At 73.2% G+C, this 18,393-nt stretch carries 13 protein-coding genes; 8 read left to right on the top strand and 5 right to left on the bottom strand.

The features are described 5' to 3' along the window. Positions 1–40: 40 nt before the first annotated feature. Positions 41–2,533, bottom strand: a complete 2,493-nt coding sequence (locus ACQKM2_RS14305; protein WP_427709532.1) for a PIG-L family deacetylase — start codon at positions 2,531–2,533, stop codon at positions 41–43. 500 nt (positions 2,534–3,033) lie between these two features. Here ACQKM2_RS14305 and ACQKM2_RS14300 point away from each other — a divergent pair, with 500 nt between their 5' ends. From ACQKM2_RS14300 to ACQKM2_RS14285, 4 genes are read left to right on the top strand one after another with little or no spacing between them, the layout of a single operon-like run. Continuing rightward, complete coding sequence (locus tag ACQKM2_RS14300; protein ID WP_427709530.1) at positions 3,034–6,021, top strand: bifunctional [glutamine synthetase] adenylyltransferase/[glutamine synthetase]-adenylyl-L-tyrosine phosphorylase; 2,988 nt, start codon at positions 3,034–3,036, stop codon at positions 6,019–6,021. Between the two features lie 48 nt (positions 6,022–6,069). Then, positions 6,070–6,531 (top strand): hypothetical protein, encoded by a 462-nt coding sequence (locus tag ACQKM2_RS14295; RefSeq protein WP_427709528.1) that lies wholly within the window; start codon positions 6,070–6,072, stop codon positions 6,529–6,531. 9 nt (positions 6,532–6,540) lie between these two features. Then, positions 6,541–7,968 carry a hypothetical protein gene (locus ACQKM2_RS14290; protein ID WP_427709526.1) on the top strand — a complete coding sequence of 476 codons (1,428 nt, stop codon included), beginning with the start codon at positions 6,541–6,543 and terminating at the stop codon, positions 7,966–7,968. A gap of 41 nt (positions 7,969–8,009) precedes the next feature. Continuing rightward, the gene (locus tag ACQKM2_RS14285) at positions 8,010–8,450 is read left to right on the top strand and encodes a hypothetical protein (RefSeq protein ID WP_427709524.1); all 441 of its coding nucleotides are present in this window, start codon (positions 8,010–8,012) and stop codon (positions 8,448–8,450) included. Between the two features lie 48 nt (positions 8,451–8,498). On the opposite strand, the gene ACQKM2_RS14280 is transcribed toward ACQKM2_RS14285, so the two are convergent. Next, positions 8,499–9,095 carry a dihydrofolate reductase family protein gene (locus ACQKM2_RS14280; RefSeq protein WP_427709522.1) on the bottom strand — a complete coding sequence of 199 codons (597 nt, stop codon included), beginning with the start codon at positions 9,093–9,095 and terminating at the stop codon, positions 8,499–8,501. A gap of 288 nt (positions 9,096–9,383) precedes the next feature. Between ACQKM2_RS14280 and ACQKM2_RS14275 the strand changes: the two genes are divergently transcribed. Beyond that, a complete protein-coding gene (locus tag ACQKM2_RS14275; RefSeq protein ID WP_427709520.1) occupies positions 9,384–10,976 on the top strand; it encodes an amidohydrolase in 1,593 nt (530 codons plus the stop codon). Here ACQKM2_RS14275 and ACQKM2_RS14270 read toward each other — a convergent pair. The 3 genes from ACQKM2_RS14270 to ACQKM2_RS14260 all read right to left on the bottom strand — a co-directional run bounded on the left by ACQKM2_RS14270 (position 10,973) and on the right by ACQKM2_RS14260 (position 14,884). Further along, entirely contained in the window at positions 10,973–11,866 is an 894-nt protein-coding gene (locus ACQKM2_RS14270; RefSeq protein WP_427709518.1) for a phosphatase PAP2 family protein, read from the bottom strand. The genes ACQKM2_RS14275 and ACQKM2_RS14270 overlap by 4 nt on opposite strands. A 115-nt stretch (positions 11,867–11,981) precedes the next feature. Beyond that, on the bottom strand, positions 11,982–13,013 hold the full coding sequence (locus ACQKM2_RS14265) for a LacI family DNA-binding transcriptional regulator (RefSeq protein WP_042800839.1): 1,032 nt from the start codon (positions 13,011–13,013) through the stop codon (positions 11,982–11,984). 26 nt (positions 13,014–13,039) lie between these two features. Beyond that, positions 13,040–14,884 carry a glycoside hydrolase family 13 protein gene (locus tag ACQKM2_RS14260; RefSeq protein WP_427709516.1) on the bottom strand — a complete coding sequence of 615 codons (1,845 nt, stop codon included), beginning with the start codon at positions 14,882–14,884 and terminating at the stop codon, positions 13,040–13,042. A 222-nt stretch (positions 14,885–15,106) separates the two neighbouring features. Here ACQKM2_RS14260 and ACQKM2_RS14255 point away from each other — a divergent pair, with 222 nt between their 5' ends. From ACQKM2_RS14255 to ACQKM2_RS14245, 3 genes are all read left to right on the top strand, one after another. After that, positions 15,107–16,378 carry an extracellular solute-binding protein gene (locus tag ACQKM2_RS14255; RefSeq protein WP_427709514.1) on the top strand — a complete coding sequence of 424 codons (1,272 nt, stop codon included), beginning with the start codon at positions 15,107–15,109 and terminating at the stop codon, positions 16,376–16,378. 8 nt (positions 16,379–16,386) lie between these two features. Continuing rightward, positions 16,387–17,418, top strand: coding sequence for a carbohydrate ABC transporter permease (locus ACQKM2_RS14250; RefSeq protein WP_427709512.1), 1,032 nt, complete (start codon positions 16,387–16,389; stop codon positions 17,416–17,418). Between the two features lie 167 nt (positions 17,419–17,585). Continuing rightward, complete coding sequence (locus ACQKM2_RS14245; protein ID WP_427709662.1) at positions 17,586–18,377, top strand: sugar ABC transporter permease; 792 nt, start codon at positions 17,586–17,588, stop codon at positions 18,375–18,377. The last annotated feature ends 16 nt before the right edge of the window (positions 18,378–18,393 follow it).

The following is an 18,393-nucleotide window of genomic DNA, read 5'->3' as shown; positions in this document are numbered from 1 at the left end:
TGGACGGGGTTGGGTCGGGCCGGGTGGGCGCGCGCTGTGGCTACGGGGCCGTGTTGCGCGGGCCCACCGGCTGCCACGGCGCGAGGTACGCGTCGGAGTCGTCCGTCGAGGAGGTGACGTACAGCCGGGCGTCGAGGCCGACCACGGCCAGGCTGACCAGGTTCTTCCCCGTCATCGTGCTGGACGGGGCCCCCACGAACATCAGCGGCGAGCGCTGCCAGGCCCCGCCCGGGCCGACGTCCGAACCCAGTTGCCCGCCCGCCGAGCGGCCCGCCAGTACGTGCCCGCTCGCCGTCACCGGGCCGTAGCCCGCGAGCCCGCCCAGGTCGGTGAGGGCGTCCGCCTTGAGCCCGCCGTCGGCCGTCACCAGCGCGGAGCGCACGTTGCCCGAGCCCGGCTTGCGGAACAGCAGCCGTACGCCGCCCTCGCGCCCCTGCGCCGTCAGCGGGAGCGTGGTGTCCGGCAGCCCGGTGGGGGTGGCCGGGCCCAGCGGGGCGCCGGGCTCCGGCTGCGCCCAGGCCGTCACCGTCTTCGTGGTCGCGGCGAACACCATCCGGCGTCCGGCGCCGTCGGTCGCGGTGGCCGGGGTGCCGTGCAGGTCGGAGCCGCCGAGGGAGTCCCACGGACCCCACTCCCCGTCGGGGCGCTGGACGCGGCCGCGCAGGGTGGAGGCGCCGTCGCGGACGTACACGGCGAGCGCCCCGGTGCCGTCCACGGAGACGGCGGGCGCGCTGATGTCGGAGGTCCAGGTGTCGTCGGCGCCCTCCGGGGTGCCGAGCGACTGCCAGGGGCCGAACTCCGCGGAGCCGGGGGCCTGCTGGACCGCGTACACGACCTCGCGGAGGTAGTCGGTCGGCTTGTCGCCGAAGGAGGTGCGGGTGCCGAAGGCGGCGATCCGGCCGTCCTTGAGGGTGACGGTGGATATGCCCTGGTCCATCCCGGTTCCGGGGAGCAGGCGGGGGCCGGTCCAGCTGCCGATCAGGCCGGTGCGGTGCCAGACGGCGACCTGGCCGTCGAGCACCTTGAAGGCCCACAGGCCGTGCTCGGCGTCGGAGGCCAGCCAGGAGGTGCTGGTGCCGCGGGCGTAGTTGATGGACTGCGTCCAGCGGTTGCCGGAGGGGTGGTCGGCGACCTTGAGGTCGCCGCAGCCGGCCTCGCTGCCGCAGTGGTTCTCCTTGTCGAGCCAGGCGTAGGTGTCCAGGATGTCCAGCTTCTCCTTGGCCTCGCCGGGGTCGAGGGCGCTGGGGAGCGAGCCGTTGAAGTAGCCGATGTAGTTCTGCACGGCGAAGTGCGGGCGGTCCTTGACCTCCTGCGCGTAGGCGGCGGTGGCCAGCTGCGCGAACCGGGCGCCGTAGAAGTGGTCCTGGTGGTCGGTGTACCGCTTGGTGTCCTGGAACCGGCCGGGGGTGGGGTCCTGGGCGCGGATGGTGGTGGGCCGGTAGCGCTCCAGGACGCCCTCGATGGTCCGGACGACCTGCTCCTTGGTGTACGTGAACCCCTGCCGGACCGGGGATCCGGAGGCGAGGACGGACTCCAGGTGCGGGACGCGGCCGTCCCACAGGCCGTGGAGGCTGTCGGGGACGTCCGCGTAGACGCTGCCGGCCTCGCGCAGCTGGAGCCAGACGAGGTTGATCTCGGGCTTCGCGACGAGGACGTCCACCTCGGCCTGGCCGCCGCCCTTGGTCGGGATCACGGTGCGCTTCCAGGCGCTGCGGCGGTCGCCGGTGGCCATCTTGGCGTAGGCGGCGCGGATGCCGTTCTGGCGGGCCTCGGCGTAGGCGGGCTTGTCGGGGCGGGTGGAGGCCTGCTTGGCGGCGCCCGCGTTGATGCCGTCGGCTTCGCCGGAGGTGAGGTAGACGGAGGTGACGGGGTGGCCGGCGGCTATGGAGTACCGCAGGTCCGGGTTCATGAAGTACAGGTCGTCGTCGGGGTGGGCGACGATCTGCAGCACCCGGCCGGGGTCGGGGGCGTCCACCGCGGTGGCGGTGGTGGCCCTGGAATCGGCGGCGGTGGGCGCGTCGTAGGCGGCCAGGGCCTCGTTGCCCCGGATGACGAGCATGCCGCCGGCGGCGGTGGCGGCGACGAGGCCGACGGCCTTGACGATCTTCCGGGCGACCGGATGCCGGGCGCCTGCGGCGGGCTGGGCAGCGCTCCGGGCGGCATCGGCCCCGACCCCGGCATCCGCCCCGGCCTCGGGGCGTCCGGCCGGGCCGGGTACGCGGGGCTCGGCGGCCCCGCCTGCGGCGGGCTGGGGCGTGCCGGTGCCGGCCGCCGCCGGGGCGGTGTCCGCGCCTTGGCCGGGCGTGTCCCCGGCGGCTTCGGCCCCGGGCCCGGCAGGCCTCGGAGCCGGAACGCGGGGCTCGTACGCGGGGTCCACCGGGGTGGGGTCGCCCGGCTCGGCCGGGGGCACGGCGGCTTCGGTGGCCCCCGGGCCGGTGTCGGCGGCCGAGCCCGCCGGGGCGTCCGGGGCGTGCGGGCCCTCCGGGGCGGCGTCGGCGGAACCCGCGCGGGCGCCCAAGGCGTCCGGGGACACGGACGCAGGGTCCCCGGGTGCGTCCGGGGCTGCGTCCGCAGGGTCGGCGGGTGTGCCCGGAGCTGCGCTCGCAGGGTCGACGGGTGCGTCCGGAGCTGCGCCCGCAGCGTTGGCGGGCGCGTCCGGGACTGTGCCCGCGGGGCTGGCGGGTGTGCCCGGAGCTGCGCCCGCAGAGTCGGCGGGGGCCTCCGGGTCCGCGGTGGCCGGGAGGGCGGTGGCTTCGCGCTGCTGGGGGACGCGTGGGGCGGGGGTGGAGGACGGGTCGAGCTGCGGCGCGGAGGGCGGGGTCGCGGCGGAGCCGGCGGGTCCGTCGGACATGGGGGCACCTCGCGGCCGGTCGGGCGGGGACCGGGCCCCTCGGACATAGATCTAACAAGTAAGCAGATAATCCGATAATCCGCCTCATGATATCGGCCACGGCGCCCGGTGAGTCGAACGCCTGCTCCGGCTAGGCTCGCCCCTGGGCCAGACGGCAGCGACGCACCTCGGGAGGCGGCGGGATGACAGTCCCGGGACGCAGGAGCAGCACCTTCATCAGGCTGCTGCGCAGCGGGTTCACCGACCCCACGCACGCCGCCCGGCTCCTCGACGCCGACGCGCTGGCCTCCGTACGCGCCGACCCGGTCCTCCTCGACGCCCTCGGCGCCACCGCCGACCCCGACCTCGCCCTGCACGGGCTGGTGCGCCTCGCCGAGGCGCAGACCCCCGAGGACCTGCCCCTGCTCCTCGACACCCTCGTCAGCGCCAAACCCCTGCGCGACCGCCTCCTCGGCGTGCTCGGCGCCTCCGAGGCCCTCGCCGACCACCTCGCCCGCCACCCCCGAGACTGGCAGGCCCTCGTCACCTACGAGGCCGCCGACCTGCACCCCGGCCTCGCCGAGTTCGAGCAGGGCCTCGCCGACGCCCACGACCCCGTCGCGCTGCGCGTCGCCTACCGCCGCTGCCTGCTCTCCATCGCCGCCCGCGACGTCTGCGGCACCACCGACGTGGCCCAGACCGCCGCCGAGCTCGCCGACCTCGCCACCGCCACCCTCCGCGCGGCCCTGCGCATGGCGACCGCCGCCGCCCCCGAGGACGCCGCCCGGTGCCGCCTCGCCGTCATCGCCATGGGCAAGTGCGGGGGCAACGAGCTCAACTACGTCTCCGACGTCGACGTGATCTTCGTCGGCGAGGCCGTCCCCGGCGCCGAGGAGCACAAGGCGCTCCAGGCCGCCACCCGCCTCGCCTCCCACCTCATGCGGATCTGCTCCGAGACCACCGTCGAGGGCAGCATCTGGCCCGTCGACGCCAACCTCCGCCCCGAGGGCCGCAACGGCCCCCTCGTGCGCACCCTCTCCTCCCACCTCGCCTACTACCAGCGCTGGGCCAAGACCTGGGAGTTCCAGGCCCTGCTCAAGGCCCGCGCCGTCGCCGGCGACCCCGACCTCGGGGCCCAGTACGTCGCCGCCATAACCCCCCTCGTCTGGCAGGCCGCCGAACGCGAGAACTTCGTCGCCGACGTCCAGAAGATGCGCCGCCGCGTCGTCGACAACATCCCCGCCGCCCAGGTCGACCGGGAACTCAAGCTCGGCCCCGGCGGGCTGCGCGACGTCGAGTTCGCCGTCCAGCTGCTCCAGCTCGTCCACGGCCGCAGCGACGCCACCCTGCACTCCGGCACCACCCTCGACGCCCTGCACGCCCTCGCCGACGGCGGCTACGTCGGCCGAGCCGACGCCGCCCAGCTGCACGACGCGTACCGCTTCCTGCGCGCCATGGAGCACCGCATCCAGCTCTACCGGCTGCGCCGCACCCACCTCGTCCCCGAGGACGAGGCCGACCTGCGCCGCCTCGGCCGCTCCCTGGGCCTGCGGACCGAACCCGTCGCCGAGCTCAACAAGGCCTGGCGCCGGCACGCCTCCGTCGTGCGCCGCCTCCACGAGAAGCTCTTCTACCGGCCGCTGCTCGACGCCGTCGCCCAGCTCGCCCCCGGCGAGACCCGGCTCTCCCCGCGCGCCGCCGGCCAGCGGCTCGAAGCCCTCGGCTACGCCGACCCGGCCTCCGCCCTGCGCCACCTGGAGGCCCTCTCCTCCGGCGTCAGCCGCAAGGCCGCCATCCAGCGCACCCTGCTGCCGGTCCTCCTCGGCTGGTTCGCGGACTCCGCCGACCCGGACGCCGGACTCCTCGGCTTCCGCAAGGTCTCCGACGCCCTCGGCAAGACCCCCTGGTACCTGCGCCTGCTGCGCGACGAGGGCGCCGCCGCGGAGAACCTCGCCCGCGTGCTCTCCGCCGGACGCCTCGCCCCCGACCTGCTGATGCGCGCCCCCGAGGCCGTCGCCCTGCTCGGCGACCCCGAAGGCCTCCAGCCCCGTACGCACGAGGCCCTCGAACAGGAGGTGCTCTCCGCCGTCGGCCGCGCCGACAGCGGCGAAGCGGCCGTCGCCGCCGCCCGCGGGGTCCGCCGCCGCGAGCTGTTCCGCACCGCCGCCGCCGACATCATCGCCTCCTACGGCACCGAGGACAGCCCCGCCGAGAAGGACTGCGGCGCCCTCGTCGACCGGGTCGGCGACGCCGTCTCCGACCTCACCGCCGCCACCATCGCCGGAGCCCTGCGCGCCGCGGTGCGCGACCACTGGGGCGAGACCCTCCCCACCCGCTTCGCCGTCATCGGCGTCGGCCGCTTCGGCGGGCACGAGCTGGGCTACGGCTCCGACGCCGACGTCCTCTTCGTCCACGAACCCCGCGAGGGCGTCGACGAACAGGAGGCCGCCAAGGCCGCCCAGACGGTCATCGCCGAAATGCGCAGGCTGCTCCAGCTGCCCACCGCCGACCCGCCGCTCCTCATCGACGCCGACCTGCGCCCCGAGGGCCGCTCCGGCCCCCTCGTACGCACCCTCTCCTCCTACGCCGCCTACTACCGGCGCTGGTCCCTGACCTGGGAGAGCCAGGCCCTGCTGCGCGCCGAACCCGTCGCCGGCGACATCGACCTCGGCAACCGCTTCATCGAACTGATCGACCCGCTGCGCTACCCCGCCGAAGGCCTCGGCGAGGACGCGGTCCGCGAGATCCGCCGCCTCAAGGCCCGGATGGAGTCCGAACGCCTGCCGCGCGGCGCCGACCCCACCCTGCACACCAAACTCGGCCGCGGCGGGCTCAGCGACGTCGAGTGGACCGTCCAGCTGCTCCAGATGCGGCACGCCTGGGCCGAGCCGGGCCTGCGCACCACCCGCACCCGCCAGGCCCTGACCGCCGCCCACGCCGCCGGGCTGCTCCCGACGGAGGAGGCGCAGATCCTCGACGAGGCCTGGGTCCTCGCCACCCGCGTCCGCAACGCCGTCATGCTGGTCCGCGGCCGCGCCGGCGACACCTTCCCCTCGGACGCCCGCGAACTGGCCGCCGTCGGCCGCTACCTGGGCTACCCGGAGGGCAGGGTCGGCGAACTGCTGGACGACTACCGCCGCACCACCCGCCGCGCCCGCGCGGTGGTGGACGAACTGTTCTACGGGGCATAGCAACTGACCGGCCATCAGGCCACTGCGCCGCCATGGTGCAATGGCCCGATGGCATGGGACGAGTGGGACAGGGCCAAAGCGGACGTGGCCGCCCGGCAGACGTCGATGAGGCTCAACCAGGTACCGGGAGGCTCGGCCGATGCCGACCTCGTGGTGCATCAGGACGACCTCGGCGCGGTGGGGCACGAGGCGTTCGGGCTGCACGGCCGGCTCCAGAAGCAGGCCGACATCGCGGGGGCGGGCATCGACCAGGAGGGCTCCGGCTCCACGATGCAGGCCGCGGCAACGCTGAAGGCGAGCGGCTTCGCCCTGGGCGGCGAGCTGGAGACGGCGGTCTCCGTGTGGACCTCGCAGGTCAAGGCGGTCCTCCAGGCGTGCGCGCACATCTCGAACCACTTGGACTACTCGCAGAAGGCACATGCCGCGGACGACGAGGCCATCGCGGCGTCCCTGCGCAACCGGGACGGCTCGGCCGTGGCGGTCTCGCGGCTCAGCGAGTACTTCAAGTAGGGGGACGGCGTGAACTACGACCAGTTGATGCAGGTCGACCTCGCCAAGCTGGAAGCGGCGGTCACCGACTGGAAGCGCGTGGCGGGCGACGTGGAACGTCTGGGGGGTGAGGCCCGCGGCGGCCTGAAGGCGAAGGCCGACGGGGCCCGGTGGGAGGGCGTCAACGCGGGCGTCACGCGGGGCTTCGTCGACAAGACGGTGAAGGAGTTCGGCGACCTCCACACCGAGGCGCAGAGCGTGTCCGGCGTTCTCGACGACGCCTGCGCGGAGCTCAAGGGCCTGCAGCAGCAGGCGAAGAGCCTGACGGAGGACGCCCAGGCGAACGGCTTCACCGTCTCGTCCGGGAAGGACGGCGGCGTGGTGATCGCCGAGCGGGTCTGTTCGGTGGAGCGCAGCCGGCGGGTGGCCGACCTCATGCGGTGGTTCGCCGACACGCTCACCGGCGTCGTGGTGCACGCGAACGAGATCGACGCAGCCGCTGTGAGGTCCCTGCGGGGCGCCCACGGCGGTGACCCGAACAACGCGGGACACGGCGTGTACACCTCGCTCGACCAGGACATGCTGCCGAGGGCCCTGAAACTGGCGGCGTTGGGCGGGGGCGCCGACGAACAGCAGCAGAAGGAACTGCGGAGGCTGTGGCAGTCCCTGGGCCCCGAGTCCAGGAGCCGGCTGTGGACGGACCACAAGGACGACCTGCTCGCCGCCGGCCTCCTGACCCCCCAGGTCAAGCGGGTGGCGGCGGACAAGGGCGCGGGCCGGTTCGGAACCGAGTCGCCGGGGGCGTCCGACTACTGGAAACTCCTCCAGGCCAGGGGGATGTCGAACGCGGGTGACTTCCTGGGGATGCCTGACGCCGCTCGCCACATGGATCACTATCTGCGCGGCACCGGGACCCCGCTCGACCTCGACGTCGACCGGATGCTGACCGATGACGCGAACCTGAGGGCAGCCGCCGCGGCCGCACGCGCCAACGAGCGGGACCAATGGCGCCGTCAGGCGTTGGACGCCTTTGAGGCGTCAGGCGGCAAGCCCGTCGCCCTACCCGTGGAGACCCTGGGTGTGGGGTACAAGCACTCTGAGGGCGCCGATCAGAACTGGTACCTGGCGGTCGGCAGGGCCATGACGAACACGACCGGGGTGGTGACCGCTGTGCCGGGCCCGGACGGTAAGCCCCAGGTGGCGATCGACTACCAGGTCAACGTCTGGGACCGCTACAACTGGGACGCCGGGAAGTTCACGCCGATCGGCCCGACGTCAGTCACTGACGACGACATGGCCCGATTCCACACCGTCGGCCTGGCAAGGGAATTCGACATGAGGGGAAGCAGCTCGGTCCAGCAGTACGACCTGGACTCGGGCGGCCCCGGGCCGGCCCCCGCGGACCCGGGCCGGGACGGTACCCGCACGGACCTCGGGCGGAACGGAGACGCGCGGTGAAGGGCCGGCGGACCCGGCTTGGCGGGGTGTGCGGGGTTCTCGTGGCCTCCGTCTTGCTCCTCGGGGCGTGTACCGGCGCTCCGGCCGAGCCGCGGGTGCCCTACTGGATGGACGGGGTCACCGTCGAATCGGTGGCACGGCACGTGAAGGTGGAGCTCCCGGCGACGGCGACGGGGGCCGGGGCCGCCCACCAGCGGGGGCACGACGACATGCTCCTCCTGTCCTTCGTCCTGCCCACCGGGGAGGTGGACGGCTTCCTCGAAGGGCTGAGAGCGGAGCATCCGCTCCGACCGGGAATCCCCTTCGCCGGCGAGAGGGGGCTGTTCGACCGTCTCGGACTGCCCGAGCCGGCATCCGTGCCCGGTGTCCGGGAGGCGCAGGTGTGTGCTCCCTGCCTGGAGCGGGACCTTGGTTTCCTCCAGCTCGCGGTGACCCGGGTCGACGAGAGGAGCAGTCGGCTGTACTTCAGGGCCGTCGACTGAGAGCGCGGGGGCCGGCCACCCCTCGGGCCGGCCGGCCCCCGCGGCGGATTACGCGGTCGCCGGCCGGCGGTAGACGCAGACCTGGACGCCCGTGCCGCTGACGGTCGTGGAGGCCAGGTCGAACGTGCGGAGCACGCCGTCCTCCGGGAAGAGCCGCTTGCCGCCGCCGAGGAGCACCGGCATGATCATCAGCCGGATCTCGTCGACCAGGTCCTCGGCCAGCAGGGTCCGGGCGAGCGAGGCGCTGCCCATCACCACCAGGTCGCGGCCCTCGGCCTCGCGGAGCTTGCGGATCTGCGCGAGGGCCTCGCCGGCCGGGATGAGCGTGGTGTTGTTCCACGTCAGGTCGGCCTCGCCGAGCGTGTTCGAGACCACGTACTTCGTGACGCCGTTCATGTGGTCGGCGAAGGGGTCGCCCGCCCGCTCCGGCCACGCCGCGGCCATGCCCTGCCAGGTGCGGCGCCCGAACAGCAGGGCGTCGGTGGCGGCGGCCCACTCGGCCAGCGCGCCGCCCATCACCTCCGGGTCGAAGAACGGGTGCGTCCAACCGCCGTGGGCGAAGCCCCCGTCGGTGTCCTCCTCCGGGCCGCCCGGCGCCTGGACGACGCCGTCCAGGCTGATGAATTCACCCAGCACGATGCGCATGGGAGTGCCTCGCTTCCTGATCCTTCGGGTCGGGTTCGTCCGCGACAGGGAAAAGCTATGCAGCGTTTAGTAATCCGGCAATCAAGTCTTGATGGGAGCTGCTGTATGTGCTGGTCAAGTGAGGTAAATCGTTGCAGTTGATCTGAATTGAACGCAAGGTTTGGTCGTGGGTCATTGCAATGAATGGAGGTGAACGCATGCCCGCCGCCACCCCCGCCCCGCCCCCGCCGCGACATGATGACCCCGAGCCCAGCCCGCCCGCCCGGAACCAGAAGGAGAACCGCCGCCGTGCCCGCTGCCGACACCGTCCTCACCGGAGCCCGCGTCCGCACCCTCGACCCCGACCGCCCCGAAGCCGGTGCGGTCGCCCTGCGCGGCGGCGAGATCGCGGCCGTCGGCGACGCGGCCGACGTGCGCGACTGGCTCGGCCCCGGCACCGAGGTCATCGACCTCGGCGGGGCCACCCTCACCCCCGGCCTCACCGACGCCCACAGCCACCCCGTCTGGGGCGTCGAGATGGCCACCGGAACCGACCTCTCGCACGTCCGGGACCTCGACCAGCTGCGCGCCGCCCTCCGCACCGCCGACCGCACCGGCGGCTGGGTCCTCGGCTTCGGCCTCGACCACAACGCCTTCGGCGGCCGCCCCGTCGACCGGCACCTCGTCGAGGACGTCCTCGGCGGCACCCCCGCCTTCCTGCGCCTCTACGACGGCCACTCCGCACTCGCCACCGGCCCGGCCCTGGCCGCCGCCGGCGTCACCGGCCCCCGCGCCTTCGACCAGCGCTCCGAGATCGTCTGCGACGGCGACGGCCGCCCCACCGGGCACCTCGTCGAGCACGCCGCCATGTCCCTGGTCGGCGCCCTCGCCCCCAAGCCCGCCCCCGCCGAACGCCGCGCCCGCCTCCTCGCCCTCCTCGGCGCCATGGCCGCCACCGGCCTCACCGGAGCCCACGTCATGGACCTCGGCGACGGGGACGTACCCGCCCTCCTCGCCACCGTCGAGTACGAGACCGACCTGCCGCTGCGGCTGCGCCTCGCCCCCTGGTGCATGCCCGGCGCCGACGAGGAGGCCCTGGCGGCACTGGTCGGGCTCCAGGGCGTGCACGGACGCCACTGGCAGGTCGGCGGCGTCAAGTTCTTCATGGACGGCACCGTCGAAGGAGGCACCGCCTGGCTGGACCACGCCGACTGCCACGGCCAGGGCACCGAGGCCTTCTGGCCCGACCCGCACGCCTACGCGCGGGCCGTGCGCTTCCTCCACGCGGCCGGGGTGCGCACCGCCACCCACGCCATCGGCGACGCGGCCGTCCGGCACGTCCTGGACACGGTCGCGTCCCTCGGTGAGGGCGCACGCGGGCGGCACCGGATCGAGCACATCGAGACCGTCCCCGACGACCAGCTGAAGCGGTTCGCCGAGCTCGGGGTGATCGCCTCCATGCAGCCGCCGCACACCGCGTACACCCGCGCCGACCACACCGACGAGTGGTCCCGGCGGCTCGGCGCCGAACGCGCCGCCCGCGCCTGGCGCTGCCGGGACCTGCGCGACGCCGGCGCGGTCCTGGCCCTCGGCTCCGACTGGCCCATCGCCCACCACGACGCCCGCCGGGTCCTCGCCACCGCCCTGCGCCCCCTCGGCGCCGCATCCGGCGGCCGGGCCCTGACCGGGCTGATGGCACTGGAGGGCATGACCTCCCACGCGGCGCTCGCGGCCGGCGAGCAGGCCGTCGCGGGCCGCATCGCCCCGGGCTACCGCGCGGACCTGACGGCCCTCGCCCTCGACCCGGTCACCGCGGCCCCCGACGAACTCGCGGAGGCCCCCGTACGCCTGACCGTCTCAGGCGGCCGCATCACCCACCGCGACGGCGTCCAGACGGCCTAAGCCCGGCGGAACCGGTTCAGCAGTTCCGACGCCGGGTGCGGACCGGTGTGCACCGGCCGGCGCGGCAGCCGGTGCGGCAGCGATCCGTACCAGGCGCGGGACACGGTGTAGCCGAAGGCCAGGCAGAGCACGCCGCCGACGGCGTCGAGCCAGAAGTGGTTGGCGGTGGCCACGATCACGACCAGGGTCGCCGCCGGGTACAGCAGCCCCAGGATCCGTGCCCACGGCGCCGAGGCCACCGCGAAGATCGTCAGCCCGCACCAGAGCGACCACCCTATGTGCATGGACGGCATCGCCGCGTACTGGTTCGACATGTGCTTGAGGTTCCCCGAGGCCATGGAACCCCAGGTGTGGTGCACCAGCACGGTGTCGATGAAGTGCCCCCCGTTCATCAGCCGGGGCGGCGCGAGCGGGTAGAGGTAGTAGCCGACCAGGGCGACGCCCGTGGTGGCGAAGAGGACGAGGCGGGTGGCGGCGTAGCGCCCGGGATGGAAGCGGTAGATCCACACCAGCACGCCGATCGTCACGATGAAGTGCAGCGTCGCGTAGTAGTAGTTCATGCCGACGATCAGCCACGTCACCGAGTTCACGGCGTGGTTGACGGACTGCTCCACCGCGATGCCGAGCCCGCGCTCCACGGACCAGATCCAGTCGGCGTTCGCGAGCGCGGCCGCCTTCTGCTCGGGCACGGCGTTGCGGACCAGCGAGTACGTCCAGTAGCTGACGGCGATCAGCAGGACCTCGAACCAGATCCGCGGCCGCCGCGGGGCCCGCAGCCGGGTCAGGAGCGCGCCGTCCGAAGGCACGGTGGATGAGGAGACGTCCGTCCTGGTGGCGCCCCCGGCGGTAGCTGGGGGAGTTTCCAGTGTCTTCACGCTCGCTTCACCCATGGGCAGAGAGTCTGCCAGATGCGTTACCGCGTCCGATCATCCCTCGGGACGGTCTTCCGTGCCCCTTCTCAACCCGGGGGACTACCCGGTAACCCCTAGGGGGTACCGGGCAGTACTAAGGGGTGCGCCGCTGCGCCGGACCCGACGCCGTCGAGCCCCGGACCACCAGCTCGGGCAGGAACACGAACTCGCTGTGCGGGGCCGGCGTACCGCCGATCTCCTCCAGCAGGGTCCGCACCGCGGCCTGCCCCATCGCCTGCACCGGCTGCCGGATGGTGGTCAGCGGCGGATCGGTGAACGCTATGAGCGGGGAGTCGTCGAAGCCGACCACCGACACGTCCTGCGGCACCCGCAGCCCCTGCTGCCGGGCGGCCCGGATCGCACCGAGCGCCATCATGTCGCTCGCGCACACCACCGCCGTGCAGCCCCGCCCCACGAGCGCGGCCGCCGCGGCCTGGCCGCCCTCCAGCGTGTACAGGGAATGCTGGATCAGCTCCTCCACCTCGGCCTCGCCGAGCCCGAGCCGGTCCCGCATCGCGGCCCGGAAGCCCTCGATCTTGCGGAGCACCGGCACGAACCGCTTCGGGCCGACCGCGAGGCCGATCCGGGTGTGCCCCAGCGCCGTCAGGTGCGTCACGGCCAGCTGCATCGCGGCCCGGTCGTCGGGGGAGACGAAGGGGGCCCGCACCTTGTCGGAGAAACCGTTGATGAGGACGTACGGGACGCCCTGCGCCCGGAGTTGGTCGTAGCGGCCCATGTCGGCGGTGGTGTCGGCGTGCAGCCCCGAGACGAAGATGATCCCGGAGACCCCCCGGTCCACCAGCATCTCGGTCAGCTCGTCCTCGGTGGACCCGCCGGGCGTCTGCGTCGCCAGGACCGGCGTGTACCCCTGCCGGGTCAGCGCCTGCCCGATGACCTGCGCGAGTGCGGGGAAGATGGGGTTGTCCAGCTCGGGGGTTATCAGCCCGACGAGCCCGGCGCTGCGCTGGCGCAGCCGCACGGGCCGCTCGTAGCCGAGCACGTCGAGCGCGGCCAGCACGGACTCACGGGTGCCGGCGGCCACACCGGGCTTGCCGTTGAGCACGCGGCTGACTGTGGCTTCGCTGACCCCCGCCTGGGCTGCGATGTCGGCTAGCCGTGCGGTCACGGCACTGGACTGTACCGGTAGCCGGCTCACATCGCCCACCACGTGCAGGAATCGGGGGGAAGACGGACCGTTCGGCCGTCGGTCTCCACCGGGGCGCTGGAGAGCACCGGCCGGCCCGGAGAGGGGAGCTCCACGGCGGCGGACCTGGTGTTGAGGGTGCAGGCGAAGCCGGGGCGGGTGAAGAGGAGGACCCCGTCGGGCGCGGGCCGCCAGCGCATCCCGCGCGCGAACACCGCAGGTCCCGCCCCCGTCCCGGGCCACTCCTCGCGGCACCCGCCCTGCCCCGACTCCGGCGCGCCCAGCCCCGGCATGGCCCGGCGCAGCTCCAGGGCCGCGCGGTACAGCTCCAGCGTCGAGTGCGGGTCGCCGGTCTGCGCGGCGACGCTCAGCCCCGCCCAGCCGGCGGGCTGCGGCAGCCAGCTGCCGCCGGGGCCGAAGCCGTACGGGGCCTCCTCGCCGGACCAGGGGAGCGGTACCCGGCACCCGTCGCGCAGCCCGTCCTGCCCCTCGGCCCCGGTGGCCCCGGCCTCGGCGGCCCCGGCCCGCGCCCCGGCCTCCGCGGCCCCGGCCCCGGCCCCGGCCGGCCCGGCCTCCGGAGTCCCCGCCCCGCCGGTCCCCCCGCGGCCCCCCGCAGGGCCCCGTCGGAACGCCGGGTCCTGGCGGGCCCCGTCCGGGAGGTCGGTGACCTCCGGCAGGCCGAGCTCCTCGCCCTGGTAGACGTACGCCGACCCGGGCAGCGCCAGCATCAGCAGCGCCGCCGCCCGCGCCCGGGCCAGGCCCCGCGCCCCGCCCCCGTACCGGGTGACGTGCCGCACGACGTCGTGGTTGGACAGCACCCAGGTCGTCGGGGCGCCCACCGAGGCGGTCGCGGCCAGGGACTCGTCGATCACGGTCCGCATCGCCGCCGGGTCCCAGGGGCAGTTCAGGAACCGGAAGTTGAAGGCCTGGTGCAGCTCGTCGGGCCGCACGTACAGGGCCAGCCGCTCCGAGGTCGGCGCCCACGCCTCCGCGACCCCGATCCGCCCGTCCCCGTACGAGTCGAGCAGCCGGCGCCAGGAGCGGTGGATGGCGTGCACCCCGTCCTGGTCGAAGAAGGGGAGCGGCTCGGTGCCGATGAGGGTGGCCTGCGCGCCCCGGCCGATGTCGGGCAGCCCCGGGGCCTTGACCATGCCGTGGGCGACGTCGATGCGGAAGCCGTCGACGCCCAGGTCGAGCCAGAAGCGCAGCACCGACTCGAACTCCGCCGCGACCTCCGGGTGCTCCCAGTCCAGGTCGGGCTGCTCGGGGGCGAAGAGGTGCAGGTACCAGTCGCCGTCCGGCACCCGGGTCCAGGCCGGGCCGCCGAAGACGGACTCCCAGTCGTTGGGCGGCAGCTCCCCGGCCGCGCCCCGCCCCGGGCGGAACAGGTACCGCTCGCGGGCGCCGGGCACGCCGGCGAGGGCCTGCCGGAACCAGGGGTGGGCCTCGGAGGTGTGGTTCGGCACCACGTCGACGATCACCCGCAGGCCGAGCGCGTGCGCGGCCCGGACCAGGTCGTCGGCGTCGGCGAGGTCCCCGAAGAGGGGGTCGACGGCCCGGTAGTCGGCGACGTCGTAGCCGCCGTCCGCCTGCGGGGACACGTAGAAGGGGGTGAGCCACACGGCGTCCACCCCGAGCCGGGCCAGGTGCGGCAGCCGCTCGCGCACCCCGCGCAGGTCACCGACGCCGTCGCCGTCGCTGTCCGCGAAGGAGCGGACGTAGACCTGGTAGATGACGGCATCGCGCCACCAGCCGCCGCTCACGGCCGGCTCGCCGGGAGCACCGCCGGAAGCCTCGCTGAAAGCGTTGCTGGAAGCTCTTGCAAGCGGGAGGGCCGTCAACTCGTGGTTCATACCGCAGTCAACGCGCGTACACGCCCCGTGGTTGCGGGCCTGCGCAATCGAAGGGGACTCGAACTAACAGCAAGCTGCGGCAACCGTAGGGACACACGGATGTAACGATCGCCTCCGCTTGCAGAAAATTGCCGCAAGGTCTTTCCGTCGGCTTTCAGGCTTGTTACGTTCCTGGCAACTCGGGACCGCGAGGGCGCGGCCGGGATCATCGAAGGAGTTCATATGCGGCGTGGCATAGCGGCCACCGCGCTGGTCGCGACCCTGGCGCTCGCGGCGACGGCTTGCGGCGGTGACACCAAGGACGACGGTGGGCAGAAGGCCGGCGGCGAGCTGTCCGGCACCGTCACCTGGTGGGACACCTCGAACGACGCCGAGAAGGCGAGCTTCCAGAAGATCGCCGCGGCGTTCACCGCGAAGCACCCGAAGGTGACCGTCAAGTACGTCAACGTGCCCTACGGCGACGCCCAGAACAAGGTCAAGAACGCCTTCAGCAGCGGCGCCGACGCCCCCGACGTGATCCGCGCCGACGTCGGCTGGGTCGCCGACTTCGCCTCGCTCGGCTACCTCGACGAGGTCCCCGCCGACACCGCGAAGAAGATCGACGCCGAGTTCCTGCCGCAGGCCGCGGCCAGCGGCAAGTTCGAGGGCAAGACCTACGCGGTCCCGCAGGTCATCGACACCCTCGGCCTCTTCTACAACAAGAAGATGCTCGCCGACGCCGGCGTCCAGCCCCCCAAGACCCTTGAGGAGCTGAAGGCCGCCGCCACCGCCATCAAGGCCAAGACCGGCAAGACCGGCCTCTACCTGCGCGGCGACGACTCCTACTGGTTCCTGCCCTTCATCTACGGCGAGGGCGGCGACCTCGTCGACGCCAAGACCAAGACGGTCACCGTCGACAACGCGGCCGGCGTCAAGGGCTTCAAGGCCGCCCGCGACCTGGTCACCTCCGGCGCGGCGGTCACCAACGCCACCGACGGCTGGACCAACATGCAGACCGCCTTCAAGTCCGGGGAGGTCGCGATGATGATCAACGGCCCCTGGGCCGTGGCCGACAGCTACGCGGGCGACCAGTTCAAGGACAAGTCCAACCTCGGCGTCGCCCCCGTCCCGGCCGGCTCCGCCAAGGCCGGCGCCCCGCAGGGCGGCCACGACCTCGCCGTCTACGCCGGCTCCAAGAACACCGCCGCCGCGCACGCCTTCGTCGAGTACATGACCTCCCAGGAGGTCCAGGTCCAGTCCGCCAAGGACCTGAGCCTGCTGCCCACGCGCACCGCCGCGTACGAGCAGCCGGACGTCAAGGCCAGCGAGATGGTCCAGTTCTTCAAGCCGGCCGTCGACAAGGCCGTCGAGCGCGCCTGGATCCCGGAGAACGGCTCCCTCTTCGAGCCGCTGAAGGTCGAGTACACCAAGGCCGTCACCGGCGCCTCGTCCCCCGAGGACGCGGCCAAGGCGGCCGGTGCCGAGTTCCGCAAGATCCTCAAGGGCTGGAAGTAGTACGGACGATGGCTGCTGACACCAGCCGGTCGGTGGCGAAGGCCGCGGACGGCGAGACGACCCTCGCCGCCCGCGGCCCCAGCCGCACGACTGCCAAGAACGCCGGAAGCCCGCGCGGCGGCCTCCGCCGCGCCCTCGCCACGCACTGGTACGCCTGGGCCATGACCGCCCCGGTCGTGCTCGTCCTCGGCGTGATCGTGGGCTGGCCGCTCGTACGCGGCGTCTACCTGTCGCTGACGAACGCCAACGAGCGCAACGTCGCCCGCACCATCGGCGTGCGCCACATCGACGCCACGTACGAGTTCGTCGGGCTCGACAACTACACGACGGTCCTCGGCGACCCCGTCTTCTGGCAGCGGCTGGTGTGGACGGTGGTGTGGACCGTCGCCTGCGTCTCCATCACCTTCGTCCTCGGCCTCACCCTGGCCACCATGCTCAACCGGCAGTTCCGGGGCCGCGCCGCCTACCGCATGGCGCTCATCCTGCCCTGGGCCGTGCCCGGCTTCGTCTCCGTCTTCGCCTGGCGGTTCCTCTTCAACCGCGACAACGGCATCCTCAACAAGGTCCTCGACGGCGGCGGCATCGCCGCGATCCCTTGGCTCGACGACCCCACCTGGGCCAAGCTCTCCGTCATCGCCGTCAACGTCTGGCTCGGCATCCCCTTCATGATGGTCGCCCTCCTCGGCGGCCTCCAGTCCATCCCCGGCGAGCTCTACGAAGCCGCCGAGATGGACGGCGCCGGCCCCTGGCAGCGCTTCCGGCACATCACCCTGCCCGGACTGCGCGCCGTGAGCATGACCGTGATCCTGCTCTCCACCATCTGGACCTTCAACATGTTCCCGGTGATCTTCCTGCTGACGCGGGGCGGCCCCGGCGACTCCACCGAGATCCTGGTGACCCAGGCCTTCCGCGAGGCCTTCATCGCCAGCCCGCGCGACTTCGCCGGCTCCGCGACCTGGGGCGTGCTGATCCTCGGCCTGCTCATGATCTTCGCGCTGGTCTACCGGCGCTCGCTGCGCAAGCAGGGAGAGGTGTGGTGACCGTGACCACCAACGAGAACGCCTCGACGCCGGGCGCCTCCGCGCCGGCCGCCGCGAAGCGGTCCGCTTCCGCGTCGGCCGCTTCCGCGTCGGCCGCTTCCGCGTCGGCCGCCTCGAAGCAGGCGCAGCGTCCGCGCGGCAGCCGCTCCCCGCTCGCCTCCTTCGGACTGCACGCCACGCTCGCCGTCGCGTCCGTCATCGCCGTCTTCCCCGTGCTGTGGATCCTGCTGACCTCGCTCAAGCCGGCCAAGTACGCCATCACCACGGACTTCGTGAAGGAACCCACCCTCTCGAACTACTCCTACCTGCTGGAGGACAGCCACTTCCTCAGCTGGTTCTGGAACTCCGTGCTCGTCGCCGGCGTCACCACCGTGCTCGGCGTGTTCATCGCCGCCACCACCGGATACGCGGTCAGTCGCTTCAAGTTCCCGGGCATGAAGCCGCTGATGTGGACCCTGCTCATCACGCAGATGTTCCCGATGGCCATCCTCATCGTCCCGCTCTACAACCTGATGGGAGACCTCGGGCTGCTCAACCAGCCCCTCGGCCTGATCATCACCTACCTCACCATCGCCGTGCCGTTCTGCGCCTGGATGATGAAGGGCTTCTTCGACACCATCCCGGTCGAGATCGACGAATCCGGCCGCGTCGACGGGCTCAACCCCTTCGGCACCTTCTGGCGCCTGATCCTGCCGCTCGCCAAGCCCGGCCTCGCCGTGACCGGCTTCTACGCCTTCATCACCGCCTGGGGCGAGGTCGCGTACGCCTCCGCCTTCATGGTCGGCGAGGAGAACCTCACCCTCGCGGGCGGCCTGCAGACCTTCGTCACGCAGTACACCTCCAACTGGGGCGCCATGAGCGCGGCATCCGTCCTCATCGCGATCCCGGCGGCCGTCTTCTTCCTCTTCGCCCAGCGTCACCTCGTCGCCGGTATGACCGCGGGCGCCACCAAGGGCTGACCACCCGGCGTCCGTT

The organism is Streptomyces sp. NPDC004126 (genome assembly GCF_050275515.1).
GTDB lineage: Bacteria > Actinomycetota > Actinomycetes > Streptomycetales > Streptomycetaceae > Streptomyces.
The sequence above is the reverse complement of the archived record's forward strand: the minus strand, read 5'-3'. Positions and strand labels throughout refer to the sequence as shown.

Excerpts from the sequence above, each read along its gene's own strand:
- ACQKM2_RS14300 (WP_427709530.1), top strand. The coding sequence starts at position 3,034 with ATGACAGTCCCGGGACGCAGGAGCAGCACCTTCATCAGGCTGCTGCGC.
- ACQKM2_RS14295 (WP_427709528.1), top strand. The coding sequence starts at position 6,070 with ATGGCATGGGACGAGTGGGACAGGGCCAAAGCGGACGTGGCCGCCCGG.
- ACQKM2_RS14280 (WP_427709522.1), bottom strand. The coding sequence starts at position 9,095 with ATGCGCATCGTGCTGGGTGAATTCATCAGCCTGGACGGCGTCGTCCAG.
- ACQKM2_RS14270 (WP_427709518.1), bottom strand. The coding sequence starts at position 11,866 with ATGGGTGAAGCGAGCGTGAAGACACTGGAAACTCCCCCAGCTACCGCC.
- ACQKM2_RS14260 (WP_427709516.1), bottom strand. The coding sequence starts at position 14,884 with ATGAACCACGAGTTGACGGCCCTCCCGCTTGCAAGAGCTTCCAGCAAC.
- ACQKM2_RS14255 (WP_427709514.1), top strand. The coding sequence starts at position 15,107 with ATGCGGCGTGGCATAGCGGCCACCGCGCTGGTCGCGACCCTGGCGCTC.
- ACQKM2_RS14250 (WP_427709512.1), top strand. The coding sequence starts at position 16,387 with ATGGCTGCTGACACCAGCCGGTCGGTGGCGAAGGCCGCGGACGGCGAG.